General features: G+C 62.4%; 15 protein-coding genes. 13 read left to right on the forward strand and 2 right to left on the reverse strand.

The window, feature by feature from the left end:
- From trpA to K8B33_RS01120, 11 genes are all read left to right on the forward strand, one after another.
- Positions 1–810 (forward strand): tryptophan synthase subunit alpha, encoded by an 810-nt coding sequence (gene trpA / locus K8B33_RS01070; RefSeq protein ID WP_223422328.1) that lies wholly within the window; start codon positions 1–3, stop codon positions 808–810.
- A 3-nt stretch (positions 811–813) separates the two neighbouring features.
- Positions 814–1,695 (forward strand): acetyl-CoA carboxylase, carboxyltransferase subunit beta, encoded by an 882-nt coding sequence (gene accD / locus K8B33_RS01075; protein WP_223422330.1) that lies wholly within the window; start codon positions 814–816, stop codon positions 1,693–1,695.
- A 107-nt stretch (positions 1,696–1,802) separates the two neighbouring features.
- Complete coding sequence (locus K8B33_RS01080) at positions 1,803–3,125, forward strand: bifunctional folylpolyglutamate synthase/dihydrofolate synthase (RefSeq protein WP_223422333.1); 1,323 nt, start codon at positions 1,803–1,805, stop codon at positions 3,123–3,125.
- 13 nt (positions 3,126–3,138) lie between these two features.
- Positions 3,139–3,723: an SPOR domain-containing protein gene (locus K8B33_RS01085; protein ID WP_223422335.1), complete on the forward strand. Its 585-nt coding sequence runs from the start codon at positions 3,139–3,141 to the stop codon at positions 3,721–3,723.
- A 91-nt stretch (positions 3,724–3,814) separates the two neighbouring features.
- The gene (locus tag K8B33_RS01090) at positions 3,815–4,303 is read left to right on the forward strand and encodes a CvpA family protein (protein WP_223422337.1); all 489 of its coding nucleotides are present in this window, start codon (positions 3,815–3,817) and stop codon (positions 4,301–4,303) included.
- A gap of 11 nt (positions 4,304–4,314) precedes the next feature.
- A complete protein-coding gene (gene purF, locus K8B33_RS01095) occupies positions 4,315–5,844 on the forward strand; it encodes an amidophosphoribosyltransferase (protein WP_223422339.1) in 1,530 nt (509 codons plus the stop codon).
- A 47-nt stretch (positions 5,845–5,891) separates the two neighbouring features.
- Entirely contained in the window at positions 5,892–7,118 is a 1,227-nt protein-coding gene (locus K8B33_RS01100; RefSeq protein ID WP_223422342.1) for an O-succinylhomoserine sulfhydrylase, read from the forward strand.
- Positions 7,119–7,138: 20 nt separating this feature from the next.
- Positions 7,139–8,047, forward strand: a complete 909-nt coding sequence (locus K8B33_RS01105) for an AAA family ATPase (RefSeq protein WP_223422344.1) — start codon at positions 7,139–7,141, stop codon at positions 8,045–8,047.
- Entirely contained in the window at positions 8,047–9,021 is a 975-nt protein-coding gene (locus tag K8B33_RS01110; protein ID WP_223422346.1) for a DUF58 domain-containing protein, read from the forward strand. Before K8B33_RS01105 ends, K8B33_RS01110 begins: the two co-directional genes overlap by 1 nt.
- Positions 9,021–11,090, forward strand: a complete 2,070-nt coding sequence (locus tag K8B33_RS01115; RefSeq protein WP_223422348.1) for a transglutaminase family protein — start codon at positions 9,021–9,023, stop codon at positions 11,088–11,090. Before K8B33_RS01110 ends, K8B33_RS01115 begins: the two co-directional genes overlap by 1 nt.
- Before the next feature lie 138 nt (positions 11,091–11,228).
- On the forward strand, positions 11,229–12,575 hold the full coding sequence (locus tag K8B33_RS01120) for a TolC family outer membrane protein (protein ID WP_223422350.1): 1,347 nt from the start codon (positions 11,229–11,231) through the stop codon (positions 12,573–12,575).
- Between the two features lie 82 nt (positions 12,576–12,657).
- Here the strand turns inward: K8B33_RS01120 and ppnP are convergent, their stop codons facing one another.
- The gene (gene ppnP, locus K8B33_RS01125; protein ID WP_223422352.1) at positions 12,658–12,939 is read right to left on the reverse strand and encodes a pyrimidine/purine nucleoside phosphorylase; all 282 of its coding nucleotides are present in this window, start codon (positions 12,937–12,939) and stop codon (positions 12,658–12,660) included.
- A 106-nt stretch (positions 12,940–13,045) separates the two neighbouring features.
- Between ppnP and hrpB the strand changes: the two genes are divergently transcribed.
- Positions 13,046–15,598 (forward strand): ATP-dependent helicase HrpB, encoded by a 2,553-nt coding sequence (hrpB, locus tag K8B33_RS01130; RefSeq protein ID WP_223422354.1) that lies wholly within the window; start codon positions 13,046–13,048, stop codon positions 15,596–15,598.
- 18 nt (positions 15,599–15,616) lie between these two features.
- On the opposite strand, the gene K8B33_RS01135 is transcribed toward hrpB, so the two are convergent.
- The gene (locus K8B33_RS01135) at positions 15,617–16,639 is read right to left on the reverse strand and encodes a helix-turn-helix transcriptional regulator (protein ID WP_223422356.1); all 1,023 of its coding nucleotides are present in this window, start codon (positions 16,637–16,639) and stop codon (positions 15,617–15,619) included.
- Positions 16,640–16,828: 189 nt separating this feature from the next.
- On the opposite strand from K8B33_RS01135, the gene K8B33_RS01140 reads away from it, so the two are divergent.
- The gene (locus tag K8B33_RS01140) at positions 16,829–18,271 is read left to right on the forward strand and encodes a parallel beta-helix domain-containing protein (RefSeq protein ID WP_223422358.1); all 1,443 of its coding nucleotides are present in this window, start codon (positions 16,829–16,831) and stop codon (positions 18,269–18,271) included.
- Positions 18,272–18,287 lie beyond the last annotated feature (16 nt).

Here is an 18,287-nt window from a genome sequence, read left to right on the forward strand (position 1 = left end):
GTGAGTCGCATAGCAACATGTTTTGCAACGCTGGCAGCGCAGGGACGCAAGGCACTGATTCCCTTCGTGACGGCGGGGGACCCGGTACCGTCCGTGACCGTGCCGTTGATGCACGCCATGGTGGAAGCCGGTGTCGACGTGATCGAGCTGGGCATGCCGTTTTCCGACCCGATGGCCGATGGCCCGGTCATCCAGCTGGCCTGCGAACGCTCCCTGGCCGGGGGCACGACCCTGATGCGCGTGCTCGAGATGGTCAGCGAATTCCGCCGTGACAACGACATGACACCGGTCGTCCTGATGGGGTATCTCAATCCTGTCGAAGCCATGGGCTACGAGGTGTTTGCCGAGCGTGCCGCCAAGGCCGGCGTTGACGGCGTTCTGCTGGTGGACCTGCCACCGGAAGAGGCCGAGAGCGTCGCGCCGCTGTTTGATCAGCATGGGCTGGATCGGGTCTTTCTATTGGCGCCGACCACCACCGAAGCGCGCATGCAGATCATCGCGGCAGCCGGCACCGGTTACCTGTATTACGTGTCGCTGAAAGGCGTTACCGGCTCCGGCGCCCTGAATGTGGATGAAGTGGCGGCCAAGGTCGAAACAATTCGCAAACATGCAAAATTGCCCATCGGGGTCGGCTTTGGTATCAAGGACGCTGCTTCCGCCCGGGCTATCTCCCGTGTTGCGGATGGTGTCGTGGTGGGCAGTGCGCTGGTACAGCGTATTGCGGACCATGCCGATGAGCCGGAAAAGATTCCGGCACGGGTATCGCAACTGCTGGCAGAGATGCGTGCCGCGATGGATGAGAGCGAGTAATACATGAGTACAAACAACTGGCTGGAGAAGATCCTTCCCGCGATACGGCGCACCGGCGAAGACCGCAGGGCCAGCGTGCCCGAGGGGCTGTGGCGCAAGTGCCCGCGCTGTGACGGGGTCTTGTATCGGCCGGAGCTTGAGCGCAACCTTGAGGTGTGTCCGAAATGTGGCCATCACATGCGAGTCAGTGCGCGAAAGCGGTTGAAGCTGTTTCTCGATGAGGGCCCCCAGGCTGAAATCGGTGCCGAACTGATGCCGGTAGACCGGCTCAAGTTCCGCGATTCCAAGAAGTACAAGGATCGCCTTGTTGCGGCACAGAAAGAAACCGGCGAGGGAGACGCCTTGATCGTCATGCGCGGCAGATTGAAAACACTGCCCGTGGTGGCCTGCGCCTTTGAATTCCGCTTTATGGGGGGCTCCATGGGCTCCGTCGTCGGCGCGCGCTTTGTGCGTGCCGTGGACGTCTGTCTGGAGCGCAATATTCCCTTGGTATGTTTTGCTGCCAGCGGTGGAGCGCGCATGCAGGAAGCGCTGTTCTCACTGATGCAGATGGCGAAGACCAGCGCCGCATTGCAGCGCATGCGTGAGGCGGGACTGCCGTTTATCTCGGTGCTGACTGATCCGGTCTACGGCGGTGTTTCGGCGTCCCTGGCGATGCTGGGCGACGTCAATATTGCCGAACCCAATGCCCTGATCGGTTTTGCCGGGCCGCGCGTCATCGAGCAGACGGTGCGCCAGAAGTTGCCGGAAGGCTTCCAGCGCAGTGAGTTCCTGCTTGATCACGGCGCAATCGACATGATCGTGCATCGCCATGAAATGCGTGACACCCTGCACCGGCTGCTGGCCAGCATGATGCACGCACCGGCAGCTGAACCAGCGGCCTGATTTCATGCCCCGGCCCTGTGTTATGCCCCGGTCCAATTTCATGCCCCGATTAAAGGGCCGGGGTGTTTGCCGATTCCCCCGGCCGTTTCCAATATGACTGCTCTGACATGACTGGTGCTGATAGAACCGGCTCTGCCTCCCCCCGCGACCTGCCTGCCTGGCTGGCGCACATCGAATCTCTCCACAGCCGCGAAATCGATATGGGTCTGCCCCGTATCAGAGAGGTCGCGATGCGTCTTTCTCTGCTGCCGTGGACTGGCCCTGTGGTGACTGTTGCCGGCACCAATGGCAAGGGGTCGACCGTCGCGTTACTGCATGCGCTGGCGTCGGCCGCCGGTTATCGCACCGGGGTTTATACCTCGCCGCATATCCTGCGCTTCAATGAGCGTGTCCAGATTGCCGGGCAGCCGGCGGATGATGCGTCGCTATGCGAGGCATTTGCGGTGGTCGAACAGGCGAGGGGAGAGACCCCCTTGACCTACTTCGAGTTTTCGACGTTGGCGGCCCTGTGGCTGTTTCGTGCCGCCGAGCCTGATCTGCTGATTCTGGAGGTCGGTCTTGGCGGTCGTCTGGATGCGGTCAATCTGGTGGACCCGACGGTGGCGGTGATCACTTCTGTCGGGCTGGATCACATGGATTGGCTGGGGGATACCCGCGAGGCGATTGCCACCGAAAAGGCCGGGATTCGTCGTCCGGGCGTGCCGCTTCTTTATGGCGAGGAAGACATGCCTGCGGTGGTGGCCGAACTGGCGGCCGCTGATCAGGTGCCGCTGCTGCGTGCAGGGCAAGTGTTCGGCAGTCGGGAAACCGGCCTGGCCACAGACCAGTCGTTGGCGCGTGAGGCGGCTGGCGCAGAGATATGGTGGCAGCAGGCTGGTCAGGTACGCCGCCTGGCAACGCCGCCGGTGTGGTTGGGGGCGGATAACCTGGCGACGGCCACACAGGCGTTGGCGGTGCTGGATATGCTGCCCCCTGAACCGATGATTCAACGTGTGGCGGGTGAACTCCGTCTGCCCGGGCGTTGTCAGCATCTGCGGTGCAACGGCATCGACTGGTATCTGGATGTCGGTCACAATCAGGAGGCCATGACCCGCTTTCTGGGCCGTTTGCCCCCGGCGCGGCCCGGGAGCAGTACTCTGGCAGTCTGTGCCATGCTGGCCGACAAGCGTCCGCAAGCACTGCTGCCTTTTCGGGATCAGGTCACACGCTGGTTTCTGGCCGATCTGCCGCCGCCAAGAGGCGGGCAGGGCGAGCACCTGCAATCGGCATTGGGCGATGCAGCAGTGTCTGATGTGTACGCGACAGTAGAGGCGGCCGTGCAGGCCGCAGCAGAGGCGGCGCTCCCCGGTGACCGGGTACTGGTGTTCGGCTCGTTTTTCACCGTTGCCGCGGCACAGCCCGTGATTGACAGTATGCCAGGCCAGGGATGACGGAGATGCGGATATGAACAGGCAGGTAACCCAGCGTATTGTCGGCGTCATCCTGTTGTTGCTGCTGGCGGCAATTGTCACGCCGTTTCTGTTGCGCAGCCCGGAAGAGGTGCGCGTGGCGCTGGATCTGAGCCTGCCCCCTGCGCCGGAGTCGCCGGCCATGGCGATCGAGCCGGTGGTCAGTGATGCCGAGGTGGCCGAGTCCGATGCGCGTATCAGCGATGAGCGGGACACCGTGCGTCGCACGGCAGAGGCCGCTGAATCACCGGTGGGTATCCCCGAGCAGGAGCCAGCCGAGCCGGCCCCTGATGTGGCCGACGAGGCGCCGCCGACCGCGCCACCGGCTGCACAGCTTTCAGGCTGGGCGGTACAGGTCGGCAGCTTCAGCCGTGTCGACGGCGCCGAGAGTCTTGCCCAGCGCTTGCGTGATGCCGGTTATCGGGCCTTCACTCGCCGCTTCGAACAACCCGGGCAGACCTTGCACCGTGTCTATCTGGGGCCGGAGCTGGACCGTGATCGGGCACGTGATTTACGTGAGCGCGTCGCGGCGGACGAGAACTTCGCGCTGCAGGGGCTGGTGGTATCAGTAGGGCCCTGATACGTGTCTGTGGTGTGCAAAATCATCGCGTCGGCGTGGGCAAGGGCCTGCGCCTCTGCTACCATTCGCGTCCTCATCATGTGGTGCGGATATGAACCTGGCAGACGGCGTGATCCTCTTCATTATAGCCGTGTCGGCGCTGATCAGTGTGCGACGCGGGTTCATGCGCGAAGCCTTCTCCCTGGTCACCTGGGTGGCCGCTTTTGTTGTTGCCCGATTGTTCGGTCCCGGTCTGGAGGTCATGCTGGAGTCCTCCATTGACACGCCGAGTGTGCGCATGGCGGTGGCATTTGGCAGCCTGTTCGCCGCCACCCTGATCGTCGGGGCGTTGATCAACCACCTGCTGGGTGAGCTGGTACGCGTGACCGGGCTCAGCGGGACGGACCGGTTGTTCGGAATGGTATTCGGTGCCGTCCGCGGCATGGTGGTGGTGATTGTGCTGGTAGCGCTGGCCGGACCGATGTTTGTGGAAGATGCCTGGTGGCAGCAGTCGATGCTGGTGCCTCAGTTTGCGATGATGGAAGACTGGTCGCGACAGCTTGCTGAAGAGTTTGTCGCGTTTCTGATGAATATTGGCTAGGGGAACCGAGCATGTGCGGGATTGTGGGCATTGTCGGGCACTCGAACGTGAATCAGAGCATCTATGATGCGCTGACCGTTCTGCAGCATCGTGGCCAGGATGCCGCGGGTATTGTCACCTGTGATGGTGACCGCCTGTTCCTGCGCAAGGACAATGGCATGGTGCGCGATGTGTTCCGTAACCGGCACATGCGCCGTCTGGTGGGTAACATGGGCATTGGCCATGTGCGCTACCCCACGGCGGGTTCCTCCAGCTCGGCGGAAGCGCAACCGTTCTACGTCAACTCGCCCTATGGCATCACACTGGCGCACAACGGCAACCTGACCAATTCCCAGGCGCTGGCGGAAGACATCTTTCGCGCTGATCTGCGCCACATCAATACCACCTCGGATTCCGAAGTGCTGCTGAATGTGTTTGCCCACGAATTGCAGCAACTCGGCAAGCTGATGCCGGGGCCGGAGGACATCTTCAGTGCCGTGCGGCGTGTGCATGAGCGTGTTGAAGGCGCGTATGCGGTGGTGGCAATGATCACCGGTTACGGCATTCTGGCGTTCCGCGACCCCTATGGTGTGCGCCCGGTCTGCTACGGCAAGCGTGAAACCAGCCGTGGCGTCGAATATATGGTCGCCTCCGAGAGTGTTGCGTTGTCTGCATTGGGCTTTCATCTGGAGCGGGATCTCGCCCCCGGCGAAGCGATCTACATCACCGCTGATGGTCAGCTGCACACCCAGCTTTGTGCTGATAATGCGCAGCTCTCGCCGTGTATTTTCGAGCAGGTTTATCTGGCGCGTCCGGATTCGATTATCGACGATATTTCCGTCTACAAGGCACGCCTGCGCATGGGCGACAAGCTGGCGGAAAAGATACTGCGGGTATGGCCGGATCATGACATCGATGTCGTCATCCCGATCCCGGATACCAGTCGTACTTCGGCGCTGCAGCTGGCCAATACGCTGGAAGTAAAATACCGCGAAGGCTTTATCAAGAACCGCTATATCGGGCGGACCTTCATCATGCCCGGCCAGCAGCAGCGCAAGAAATCCGTGCGCCAGAAGCTCAATGCCATCGAGCTGGAGTTCAGCGGCAAGAATGTGTTGCTGGTGGATGATTCCATTGTGCGTGGCACGACCTGTAACGAGATCATTCAGATGGCCCGGGAAGCGGGTGCCAGAAAGGTGTATTTCGCCTCTGCTGCGCCGCCGGTCCAGTTTCCCAATGTGTATGGCATCGATATGCCGGCCGCCGGGGAGCTGATTGCCCATGGGCGTAGCGTAGAGGAAATCTGCGAACTGATTGGCGCAGATCGTCTGATCTATCAGGATCTGGAAGATCTGATCGAAGCCTGCCGGGAAGGTAATAGTGACATAGAGCATTTCGAGTGTTCGGTGTTTGACGGTAATTACCTGGCCGGTAATATCAACCGGGATTATCTGGATTATCTTGAGCAACTGCGCAACGATACGTCCAAACGTGAACGCGATCAGGAGCGCTCTGCGGCGCTGGCCGAGAACGGTGCCATTGATCTGCACAACGCCGAGTAGGCTGGATCGACAGTAGTCCCAAACAAAAATGACACAGGAAGCACCCCATGGCAGAGCGGCAATTGCCGGATGATCTGAGTCTCGACACCCTGGCCATCCGGGCCGCTGAGTTGCGCACGGACGAAATGTCCCACTCCGAAGCACTGTTCCTGACGTCCAGCTTTGTCTATGAGTCAGCGGCACAGGCTGCGGCCCGTTTCTCCGGCGAAGAACCGGGCAACGTCTACTCCCGTTTTACCAATCCGACAGTCAGGTCTTTCGAGCAGCGTCTGGCGGCGATGGAAGGCGGTGAGCGCTGTGTGGCGTTTGCGTCCGGCATGGCTGCCATCACGGCGGTCTTCATGTCGCTGCTGAATCCGGGCGATCACATCGTCAGCTCCCGGGGTGTGTTTGGCACGACCAACGTGGTCTATGACAAATACCTGAAGAAATTCGGTATCGAGACAACCCTGGTGGACCTGGCGGATCTGGATGCCTGGCGTGCGGCGATACGGCCCGAGACGCGCTTTCTCTATCTGGAAACGCCCTCCAACCCCTTGGCGGAAGTGGGGGATATTCGCGCGCTCGCCGATCTGGCGCATGAACACGGTGCGCAACTTATCGTGGACAACTGCTTCTGCACCCCGGCGCTGCAACGGCCGCTGGATATGGGCGCGGATTTCATTATTCACAGCGCCACCAAGTACCTGGACGGGCAGGGGCGTTGCCTGGGCGGGGCGGTGATTGGTCCGGCGGAGCCGATGACAGAAGTGCTGGGCTTCCTGCGGACCTGTGGCGCCACCCTGAGCCCGTTCAATGCCTGGGTCTTCCTCAAGGGGCTGGAAACCCTGTCCCTGCGTATGCAGGCACACTCGCGCAATGCCCAGGCGTTGGCGGAGTGGCTGTCGGCGCAACCGGGCATGGCGCGGGTTCATTACGCTGGCCTCACGTCACATCCGCATCATGAACTGGCCAAGCGCCAGCAATCAGGCTTTGGCGGTGTCTTGTCGTTCGAGGTGGAAGACAGTGACGGCAAGCGGGATCGTCAGGCGGCCTGGCGCTTTATCGACGCCACCCGACTGGTGTCGATCACCGCCAACCTGGGGGACGTGAAAACAACCATTACACACCCGGCATCGACCACCCATGGCCGTGTCAGTGATGAGGAAAAGCAGCGCTCCGGCATTCGCGAGAATCTGATTCGTGTGGCCGTGGGGCTGGAGGGCATTGCTGACCTGAAAGCGGATATGGCGCGCGGCATCGCAGCGCTGGGGTATACGCCGGGCCAATGCTGATCTGATACCTGGGGATTCTGATGCAAAAGCTTCATGACGCGCTGGAGCGTGTCGGCAAGGTCGTACTGGGCAAAGATGAACAGATACGGCTGGCGGTAGCCTGCATGCTGGCCCGGGGGCACTTGCTGATCGAAGATCTCCCCGGTATGGGCAAGACCACGTTGGCTCATGCGTTGTCGCGGATCTTCTCGCTGGATTATCAGCGCGTCCAGTTCACCAGTGACATGCTGCCGGCTGACATTCTTGGTGTCTCGGTATTTGATCCGGACAGTCGCCGTTTCGAGTTGCGCAAAGGGCCAGTCTTTACCCAGTTGCTGCTGGCTGACGAGATCAACCGTGCGACACCGAAGACCCAGAGCGCGTTGCTTGAAGCCATGGAGGAGCGGCAGGTGACGCAGGATGGCGAAAGCCGTCCGCTGCCACAGCCGTTCTTTGTTGTGGCTACGCAAAATCCTCTGGATCAGGGTGGCACCTTCCCGCTGCCGGAATCCCAGCTCGACCGTTTTCTGATGCGCATCAGCCTCGGCTACCCGGCCCCGGAGGCTGAAATGTCCCTGCTGCGAGCGGGTGATCTGCGCGAGCGCGCGCTGGATATGAGCCCCGCACTGACCGTGGCAGAGCTGATGGCGTTGATGGCCGAGGTGGAACAGGTGCATGCCTCCGAGGACCTGCTCGACTACCTGCAGCGCCTGCTGGAACACAGCCGTGGTTGTGGATGGTTTACCGCCGGGCTGTCACCGCGTGCCGGGCTGGGTGTGTTACGCGCAGCGCGTGCCTGGGCGTTGCTGGACAAACGCAAGTATGTCATCCCGGAGGATATTCAGGCTGTGCTGAAGCCGGTATGTGAGCACCGTCTGCAGTCTGCTTCGGGCGGCACGGCAGGTGGCGCCGCCAGCCGCCTGCTGGAGGCTGTACCGGTGGTGCGCTGATGGCCACCGCCGGGATGCGCAGTCTGTACCGGCGCTGGCTGGATCGCCGCATGCCGGCAGCGCGGCAGCAGCAATTGACGCAACGCCGGATTTTTATTCTCCCCACCGGGTATGGTGTGTTCTTCATGGTGATTGCCGGGAGCCTGTTTCTCGGCGGCATCAATTATGAAAACAACCTGATCATGGCCCTGTCATTCCTGATGACCAGCCTGTTCATGATCGCCATCCTGCATACGTTTCGTAATCTTTCCGGGCTGGTGTTGCGCGCCGGGCGCATGGCGCCGGGCTTCGCCGGTACTGACGGGGCGCTGGAGCTGGTCCTGCATGCCGGCGATCAGCAGGCACACACCGGCCTCTGGCTGGCCTATCCCGGGGCAGCGCCGGAAGAAGTTTCGGTGTCGCCCGGAGAGGAAAAAAACGTCTGGCTCAGCGTGCCGTTGCGCCGCCGTGGCTACAACCGGGCGGGGCGGGTGCGTATCGAAAGTCGTTACCCTCTTGGCCTGTTGCGTGCGTGGAGCCTGTTGGACATGGATCAGGCTTGCCTGGGTTGGCCACGTCCGCTGGCCAGTGAGGAGTGTCCTGCCGGTGGTGGCGAGCAACTGCAGGGGCAATACGCGGGTCGTCAGCGAGGCAGTGATGACTTCCAGGGATTGCGCAGCTACCAGGAGGGTGACTCGCCGCGGCAGGTGGACTGGAAGGCCTATGCCGCCGGGCGCGGGCTGCACAGCAAGCACTTTGCGGACCCCGCTGAAGGTTGGTTGTGGCTCGATTGGTCATTGTTACCCGCCATGGATACGGAAACCCGCCTGGGGCGTCTTGCCTGGTGGGTGCTGGCGCTGGAGCAGCGCCAGCAACGGTATGGTTTGCGCCTTCCGGGGACTGAATTGCCGCCGGCATTGGGGGCGGACCAGCGTCGTCGCGCGCTGGATATGCTCGGTCTTTACGGTGAGAACATTCAGGGGGGAGAGCACTGATGCGGGTGTATCAGGTCCCTCAACATGCGTTTCTGCTACTGGTTGGCGGCGCATTGCTGGCTGCAGCACCGCATTTGCTGCTGGGGCCACCGTGGCTACGCATTCTGTTGCCCCTGCTGTTGCTGGCGCGGGTGCTGATTCAGCGGGGGCGACTTGCCATGCCCGGTCGTATGGTTCGCGTGGTGTTGTTGGCCGGTGTGGTGCTGGGCACCCTGTATACGCATGGCACAGTCCTGGGCCCCGAGGCAGGCACTTGCCTGTTGATCGCGGCGTTCGGCTTGAAAACACTCGAGATGTTCCGACTACGTGATGCGTACGTCCTGCTGGTGCTGGGCTATTTCGTGCTGGCAACAACCTTTCTTTTCTATCAGAGCCCGTTGGCCGCGTTATACGTCTTCGTCGTCATGGTATTGCTGACTGCTTCGCTGGTCGGCATCAATCGCCCCGAAACCGGGGCTCGTTCCCGCACGCATTTGCGTCTGGCCTCGGTCATGCTGCTGCAGGCGTTGCCGTTGATGGTGTTGCTGTTCGTGCTGGTGCCGCGCATCGCGCCGCTCTGGGCACTGGAATTCCAGAGCGAGGGCGCGCGCACCGGCATGAGCGACTCCATGGCGCCGGGGGAGGTGAGTCGCCTCACCGAGTCAACTGAACTGGCATTTCGTGTCGAGTTCGAGGGGGCGGTGCCCTCACCAGCGGAGCGCTACTGGCGTGGTATGACCTACTCGCTGTTCGATGGACGCCGCTGGAGCCAGGCCTCGCCAGGCGGTTTGCCGCGTCCGGATCTGGTGATTTTTCCCGGTCAGGGCACGGCGCCCTGGCACGAGCAATTGCAGGCGCAACATGCCGCGATGGCTGATACCGATGCTGCGCCGGTATATCGCTATCGCGTGGTGCAGGAGGCGAGCCGTCGCCCCTGGCTCTATACGTTGGCGGTGCCGTTCGTCCGGGGGCCGGCGCGTGGTATCGGGCAGGTCCGGGACTTTCGTCTGGTCAAGGAAGGCGACATTGAACAGCGGTTTGCCTACAGCGTAGAGAGCTATCCACTGTTGACGGCAGCAGTGGGGCTGCCGGACTGGGAGCGTGACTTCAATCTTGCCTTGCCGGAGCTGGGCAACCCGCGCAGTCGTCAATTGGCGCAACGTCTGTTTGATGCAGAGGGCGGGGATGTCGAGGCCTATGCGTTGCGGGTGCTCGCGCATTTTCGTCAGGAGCCTTTCTACTACACCCTGGAGCCGCCTTTGCTGGGCGGCAATACAGTGGATGAATTCCTGTTCGATACACGGCGCGGGTTCTGTGAGCATTACGCGTCGGCCTTCGCCTTCATGATGCGCGCAGCCGGTGTGCCGGCGCGCATTGTTGCGGGGTATCAGGGGGGCGAACTGAACCCGGTCGGCAATCATCTGCGCGTCCATCAGTATCATGCGCACGCCTGGGCAGAGATATGGATTGATGGTCAGGGGTGGGTGGAATTCGACCCGACGGGCGCGGTGGCGCCGGAGCGCATCGAGCGAGGCATGGATCGCTTTCTCGGTCGTGAGATGGGCGCACTGCAGAATCTGCTCAGCGGTGCGGCGTTCAGTCGCAATCCGTTGCTGGCACGTCTGCGCAACAGCATCGATTATCTGCAGTTCAGTTGGCAGAAGTGGGTGCTGGGTTACGACGAGAGCAGTCAGATGGCCTTTCTGGAACGCTGGCTCAAGGACGTATCGCCGCTGCGTATCGGCCTGGTATTGCTGATCGGAACGGTTGCCATCCTGTTGCCAGTGGCCCTGTGGGTGCTGTTGCGTCGGCGCGGACCGCCGCGTTCGCCGCTGCAGCGCGAGTATCGTGCCCTGCGCAAACAGTTGCTGCGCAGCAATATTGCGGTCTCTGAGGGCCTGCCGCCCCGTGCCGTATCGGAGACGGTGGCGCGCGCTTGCCCTGCCGCTGCTGACGCAATACGCGCCTGGGTGTCGCAATATGAGCAGGCAGCCTACGCGGAGCACGCGGACGCACAAGCCTTGCAACGCCTGCGGCGTCTGCGGCGCGCATTGCGGTGGCGCTTGCGGCGCAGCGCTCTCTCCGGGTAGTGCTCTCTCTGGATAGCGCTCTCTGGACCATGCCGCTGCAAGGGTAGTCATTTAATCCCTTTTTGTTACCTTCTGCCCGGGCCGACTGGCTGGCATGCTGTTGCGCTTTCCAGATAATCCAAACATCCCGGAGGTATTATGCGGGGGGCAACTTTTTTGCTGGCCGGTCTGCTCGGCTGGTGCGGCAGCGCCGGGGCCATGGGGCTGTCAGAGGCGTTTGATCTGGCGACAGAGTTCGACCCGGCGATTCCTCAATCACTGGCAATCTACGAGGCGGATCGTCAGTTGGGCCGCCAGGTCAGCGGTACCCTGAAACCCTCCCTGAATGCCTTTGGCAGTGCGGCCCGTGGGCGAGCAGAAGTGGAAAGCAATGTGTTTCCCGGCGGCGAGGACGAAGGCAATGTCTACAGCGCCGGTATCGAGCTGCGCCAACCGTTGTATCGGCGGGACTGGGGCGCGCGGGGCGAACAGGCGGGGGCGCTGGACCGGATTGCGGATATTGGTCGCGAAGACCGTATTCAGCGATTGATACTGCGTGTAGCCGAACGTTATTTCGCTGTGCTGGAAGCCCGCGACGGGCTGGAGCTGGCGCAGCTGGAGCAGGACGCCCTGGACAAGGCACTGGAAGATACCCGCAATCGCGCAGAAGCCGGTGTTGTGGCTCAGACGGAACTACAGGAAGCCCGTGCTCGCTCGGATCTGGCCCGGGCCGGGACGATCCGGGCAGAGGCGGCACTGGAGTCCGCTCAGGACGCCCTCGACGAGATCACCAACAATGGTTATGCACCGTTGCCGAGACTGGGTCGGGACACGGTTCTGCCGCCGGTTACGCCAGCAAGCGTCGATGACTGGCTTGAAACGTCTCGACGGCACAGCCTGGTGTTGATGCAGGCCCGGGAAGGGGTTGTCACCGCTCAGGCAGAGGCGGCAGCACGGCGCTCAGCCTACACACCGACGCTGGATGCGGTGGCCGGCTATGACTATATGGATACCCGCGACTTTTCGGATGGCATGGAGCGGCGTGAAGCCCGTATCGGTCTCGAGCTTCAGGTGCCGCTCTACCAGGGCGGCGCCAATACGGCGCGCAGCCGCGAGGCCGCTTTTCGGCTGGAAGCGAGCCGGGCAGAGCTGGCGCGGCTGAATCTGGAAACTGACCGGCGGATCAGACAACTGTTTCGGGGCGTGCAGGCGGATTTGCTGGAAGTCGACGCATTGCAACGTGGTCAGGAGTCTGCGGCTGCGGCACTGGAAGCGACCCGTAACGGCTACGAAGCGGGGACGCGGACCATTCTTGACCTGCTGGATGCCGAAGCGCGGCTGGCGGATGCGCGCCGCAATTTTTCCGGCGCCCGTTATCAGTTCCTGATGAGCTCGCTGACGCTGTATTACGAAGCCGGTGTGCTCACTCCAGAAGAAGTGCGTCGCCTGGATAATCTGCTGGAAGCGGGTTCTGACGAGCCCGTATTCGGTATGTCACGCTACTGAGCAATAGCACTGCCACAGGCAGTCGTCGTCAAAGGCGCGGCAAGCGCGCCTCTGACGATCTGGCTCAGCGGTACAGGCAACGTTAGCGGTACAGACAAAGATAGGCGGTATCCACTGCCACTTTCAGCTGGAAGCTGGCATTGGCAGGCACTTCAAATGTGTCATCGGCGGCAAAGGTCTGCCACGTTTCGGCGCCCGGCAGCTTGACGGTCAGTGCGCCACTGATGACTTTCATGATCTCGTGCTGGCTGGTGCCGAACTCGTACTCCCCCGGGGCCATAACGCCGACGGTTGCGGGCAGGGTCTCGGTCTGGAAAGCGATTGAGGCCACCTGGCCATCAAAATACTGGTTGGTCTTGAACATGGTCGTCTCCACATCAGGGGGCGCGAGTATCGCATGCTCTGTGTTTCCCCCGCCAGATCACCCGGTTAAACTCGCCAGCTCTTCACATTCTTGACTTCACACCCGTTTGAGTATTGCAGGAGATACAGCGCTGCCTTCCTTTCCGGCCGACAATTTGCCCATTGATGAGGCGCTGCCCGACCTGCTTGCTGCCTTGAGCAGGTCACCGACGGTGGTGTTGCAAGCGCCACCAGGCGCGGGCAAGACCACGCGTGTGCCGCTGGCACTGGCTGATGAATCGTGGCTGGCCGGGCAACGCATCCTGATGCTCGAACCGCGCCGCATGGCCGCACGCAGCGCGGCGACCTATATGGCGCGTCTGCGCGGCGAGCAACCGGGGCAGACGGTCGGTTACCGGACCCGGCATGACACGCGCATCGGCGCAACGACGCGTATAGAGGTGGTCACCGAAGGCATTCTGACGCGATTGCTGCAACAGGACCCGCAGTTGAGCGGGTATGGCATTGTGATATTTGACGAGTTTCACGAGCGCTCCTTGCAAGCGGATCTCGGTCTGGCGCTGGTGCGGGAAAGCCAACAGGTGCTGCGGCCTGATCTGCGCGTGCTGGTGATGTCGGCGACGCTGGACGGTGAGCGGCTCTCTGCCTTGCTGGATCAGGCGCCGGTAGTCAGCAGCGCCGGGCGCATGTTTCCGGTATCGATAACGTATCGCCCTCCGGGGCGCACGCCCTGGCTGGATCATGCCGCACAGGAAATCCGGCAACTGCTGGCTGGCGATTGTGGTTCAGTGCTTGTGTTTCTGCCGGGTGCAGCGGAAATGCACGGTTTGCAGCGCCGCCTCAACGGTATGCTGCCGCAGGACGTCCAGATCGCTGCACTGGCGGGGGACTTGAGCCCGGCAGCGCAGGACGCCGCTATTGCACCGGCACCGGCAGGCCAGCGCAAACTGGTGCTCTCCACGGCCATCGCCGAAACCTCACTGACCATCGAGGGCGTGCGTACGGTGGTGGACTGCGGCTGGTCACGACGCCCGCACTACGATCCCGGCAGTGCCATGACCCGGCTGATCACCGAGCGCGTATCGGCCGCATCCGCCACGCAGCGTAGCGGCCGTGCCGGGCGGCTGGCGCCCGGTCATTGTGTGCGCTTGTGGGCGGAGTCCGAACGGTTGTCAGCGTTTTCGTCGGCAGAGATACAGCACGCGGACTTGTCTGATCTGGTGCTGGAGCTGGCGGCCTGGGGCTGTCACGACCCGAGCACACTGACCTGGCTTGATATACCGCCCCCGGCGGCCTTCGAGCGCGCCCGGTCTTTGCTGCAACAGCTTGGCGCGCTTGACGGCAGCGGTTGTATCACCGCACACGGCAAGGCCATGCAGCGCGAGGCCTTGCCGGTGCGCCTGGCACACATGCTGTTGTGCGGACGTGCGCGGGGCCAGGGGCCGCTGGCAGCAGAGCTGGCCGCCTTGCTGTCCGATCGGGATTTGTTCGCCGGGCCGTTGGCCCGGGAGCAGGGCGTTGATCTGCACCGTCGCCTGGCGGTGTTGCGTGCGCCTGCGAGCGCGGTGCCGGCTGGCGTGTCGCGCTCGCGACTGCAGCAGGCGCGGCAACTGGCCCGGCGCCTGGGCGCGCAGGCAACGCACCACGCCGACGACGAGACGGGGGCGCTGCTGGCCCTGGCGTACCCTGATCGCATTGCCCGGCGGCGTCCGGGGAACGCGCCACGATATCAGCTCAGTAACGGCCGCGGTGCGTCGCTACCGGAAGAAGACCCCCTGGCCACAGCGCCCTGGCTGGTGACGGCGGAGCTGGACGGCGATGCGCGCGAGGCACGTGTGTTTCTGGCGGCTGAGGTGCGTAGCGACCAGATCGAGGACGCCTTTGCCGAGACGTTGATCGAGGAAGCCGACCGCGTGAGCTGGGACAGCCGGGCAGGGCAGGTGGTGGCCCGCAGGGAGCGACGGCTTGGCGCGTTGCTGCTGAGTGATGGTGCACTGGCGCGCCCGGACGCCGAGGGCATACAGGAGGCCATACAGGCGGCCATGCTGGAGGGCGTCCGTCACGCGGGGCTTGATGCGCTGCCCTGGCGCCCGGTGCTGCGGCAATGGCAGGCGCGGGTGATGATGCTGCGTGCGCTGGCGCCGACAGACTGGCCGGATGTCTCTGACGCAGCGCTGCGGGATGCGCTGCCCAGCTGGGCCGGACCGTTTCTCGAGGGCATGACACGGTTGCGGCAACTCGACGATTTCCCGTTGCCCGAGGCGCTGCAGGCGCTGCTGGATTATCCCGCCCGACAGATACTGGCCCGCGAGGCGCCGACCCATGTCCGTGTTCCCAGTGGCAGTGAGATCATGCTGGATTATTGCGCTGCGGGCGCTGCATCGGAAGCCGGCGTGCAGCCGGTGCTTGCGGTCAAGCTGCAAGAGATGTTCGGTGCGCAGGACACGCCACGGGTGGCCTGTGGTCAGGTGCCGGTGGTACTGCATCTGCTGTCACCGGCACGGCGGCCAGTGGCCATCACGACGGATCTGTCCGGCTTCTGGCGGCAAGGCTATGTGCAGGTGCGCAAGGACTTGCGTGGTCGCTACCCCAAACACCCGTGGCCGGAAGACCCGCTTCAGGCCCCTCCGCAGCGCGGCACGGGGCGTCGCAAGGGATAGCAGTGCTGGCGTGGCCCGTCACGGAGACCAGGGGTGTGACGCGCGGTATTCGCCGGGTGTCATGCCGGTCCAGCGGCGGAAGGCTTTGCACAGGGTGCCGGTCTCGGTGTAACCCAGTTGCTGCGCGATCGCTTCCTGGGACAGCAGCCCCTCACTGATCAATTCTCTCGCCCGATGTGCCCGCACCTGGTCCACCAGGCGCCGGAAACTGGTGTTCTGTGCCTGTAACCGGCGTTGCAGGCCGCGCACGCTGATGTGCATGAGTTCGGCAATCTGCCGCTGGGCAGAGACCCCCTCCATGTTCCCACGGGGTAACTGATCCCGGATCAGGACGGTAATGTCATCACTGAAGAAGCGCTGCCGCAGGATGCCCAGCTCGCGTCGGGCCTGCAGCAGCGCCTGGTCCAGGGCGGCTGACTCGCTGGCCGGATTAGGCTGATCGAGAATATGTCGGCTGAAGCAGATTTCGTCCACCTCGCAGCCGAAATGTACCGGCACGCCGCTCAACTCACGCCAGAGATGGGGCTGTGCGGGTTGGGCGCGGCGAAGGCGAAGACAGGCATCCGGGGCGCGATCAATACCCAGCAGAACGCCGCCCAGGCGCAGGATGCCGTTGATCATTGCCTCGGTCTGCTGTGGATGTTGCTGTGTTTCCAGCACGGGGTGTACCTGAACGCGGCAGGTTTCCCCTTGTGCCAGCACTTCCAGACGATCGGCCTCGGTGAGCAACGGCCAGAATTGCCGTGCGTGATGCAGCATCTGCCAGCCGTTCTGGCTGTGATGTATCAGAGGCAACAGTGGCGCTATGTCGCTCAGCAGTGTTTGGTGGCCGATCCGCAACCCCATGCACGGGTCATGCAGCCGGTTGCTGGTATAGGTGTACAGGCGATAGATCAGCGCGGCGTCGGCACGCTCGCTGTCCTGTGTCAGGTCAGAGACTGATGCGCCCGTCGCCGCGCCCAACTCCGCGAGAGACAGGCCGTGGCTGACCCAGTAACGCAGGTCACTGGCCAGCAGAGCCGGATGTTTAGTCAGGTGCATGGCTGTGCCTTTGCTGGTTTTGACTCAATCTTCACGCCCTTTCCCGGAATCCTACACCCGAATGGCACTTTGGTACCACACGACAGGCGCCCGCCAAGACAGGCGTGTGGTGCCATTGTCTGTTCCAGGAGGGGCTACGAATATCGGATGAGTCACATCACGTGAGCAAAAAAATAACAGGAGAGCCCCATGACTGACTTTCATCACCCGGCCCCGTGGCAGCGATTTGCTGCTGTGGCATTGCTGAGCGCCAGCGCCTCGCTGGTCGCCTGCGGCGGCAGTAGCAGCAGCTCCAGCGGCCCGTCGTTTCCGCCGGGCGCGATCATGCTGGACGCGAACGACCTGACCGAAAGCGCGAAAACGGCCTTCATCACCGCATCACCGGGGGATGTCATTGTCTTTCCCGAGGGGCACTTCATGATCGAGGACACCCTGACCCTGGATGGGGTGACCAGCGGTCTGCACAACGTGACCTTGCGGGGCTACGGACGAGAGCGCACTACCCTGGATTTCTCCGGCTCAGTGGGTGGCGATGGCATCTATGTACAGAACGCCAGCGATATCACCATTCGCGATCTGACGGTGATCGAGGCTAATAACAACGCCATAAAACTGCTTGGCGTGGACGGCATCCACATCCATCACGCCGGCGCGGAGTGGCGGGGTGATCTGACATCGGATAACGGCGCATACGGGCTCTATCCGGTGGAGTCGAGCAATATCCTGATCGAGCATTCCTATGTGCGCGGATCAGCGGATGCCGGCATTTATGTCGGTCAGTCTCAAAATATTGTCGTGCGCCATAATATTGCTGAAGAAAATGTGGCCGGCATTGAAATAGAAAACTCCAGTAACGCGGATGTTTACGGCAATATCGCGCGGCACAACACCGGCGGCATTCTCATCTTTGACCTGCCCATAGGTAATGGTATCTACGGCAGCACCGTGCGCGTGTTCGACAATGATATTCAGAGCAACAATACCGACAACTTCGCTAACGAAAGCGCCAATCCGGCCGGCGTCCACATTGTGCCCCCCGGGACTGGCGTGATTGTTCTCTCTACCCGGGATGTCGAGATTTATCACAATCGCATTGATGATCATGACACCACCGCAGTGGCCATTACCGATTATCAGATAGCAGGCACCCCCAGTGCGGATGTCATTACTGACGGCTTCCGGCCTACGCCGCGCAATATCCATATTCATGACAACGAGATTGGCGAAAGTGGCGGTGATCCGCGAGGCTTGCTTATCGAGACCATCGTCGCGCCGGTGTTTGCCATGATCGGTGAGGGCGTGCCCGCCATTCTTTATGACGGGCTGGGTGAAGTGCTTGCCAATCAGGGCTTCTCTGCCGGTCTGGGCGAAGAGGCTTTTGCGGCGGACGGCTCTGACAACGTTTGCGCCACCGATAATGGCGACATCAGTGTGGGCTATCTGTTCGACCCCGCCGATGAGTCGGCGCTGCAGTTCAACGAGGGTGAGCCCGTGCCGCGCCCGGCGGTCGATACCGGCAACGGCAGCAGTATCTTCTGCACCCAGCCGCGTTTACCTGCGTCCGCTGCCACCATCAACGGTGTCAGCTATGGCTGTGGTGAAGACGACGACGGCGCTGCCTGCCAGTTGTGAGGCTTTCGGGGGTCTG

Origin of the sequence: Alcanivorax limicola (assembly GCF_019931215.1) — a bacterium.
Classification (GTDB): domain Bacteria; phylum Pseudomonadota; class Gammaproteobacteria; order Pseudomonadales; family Alcanivoracaceae; genus Isoalcanivorax; species Isoalcanivorax limicola.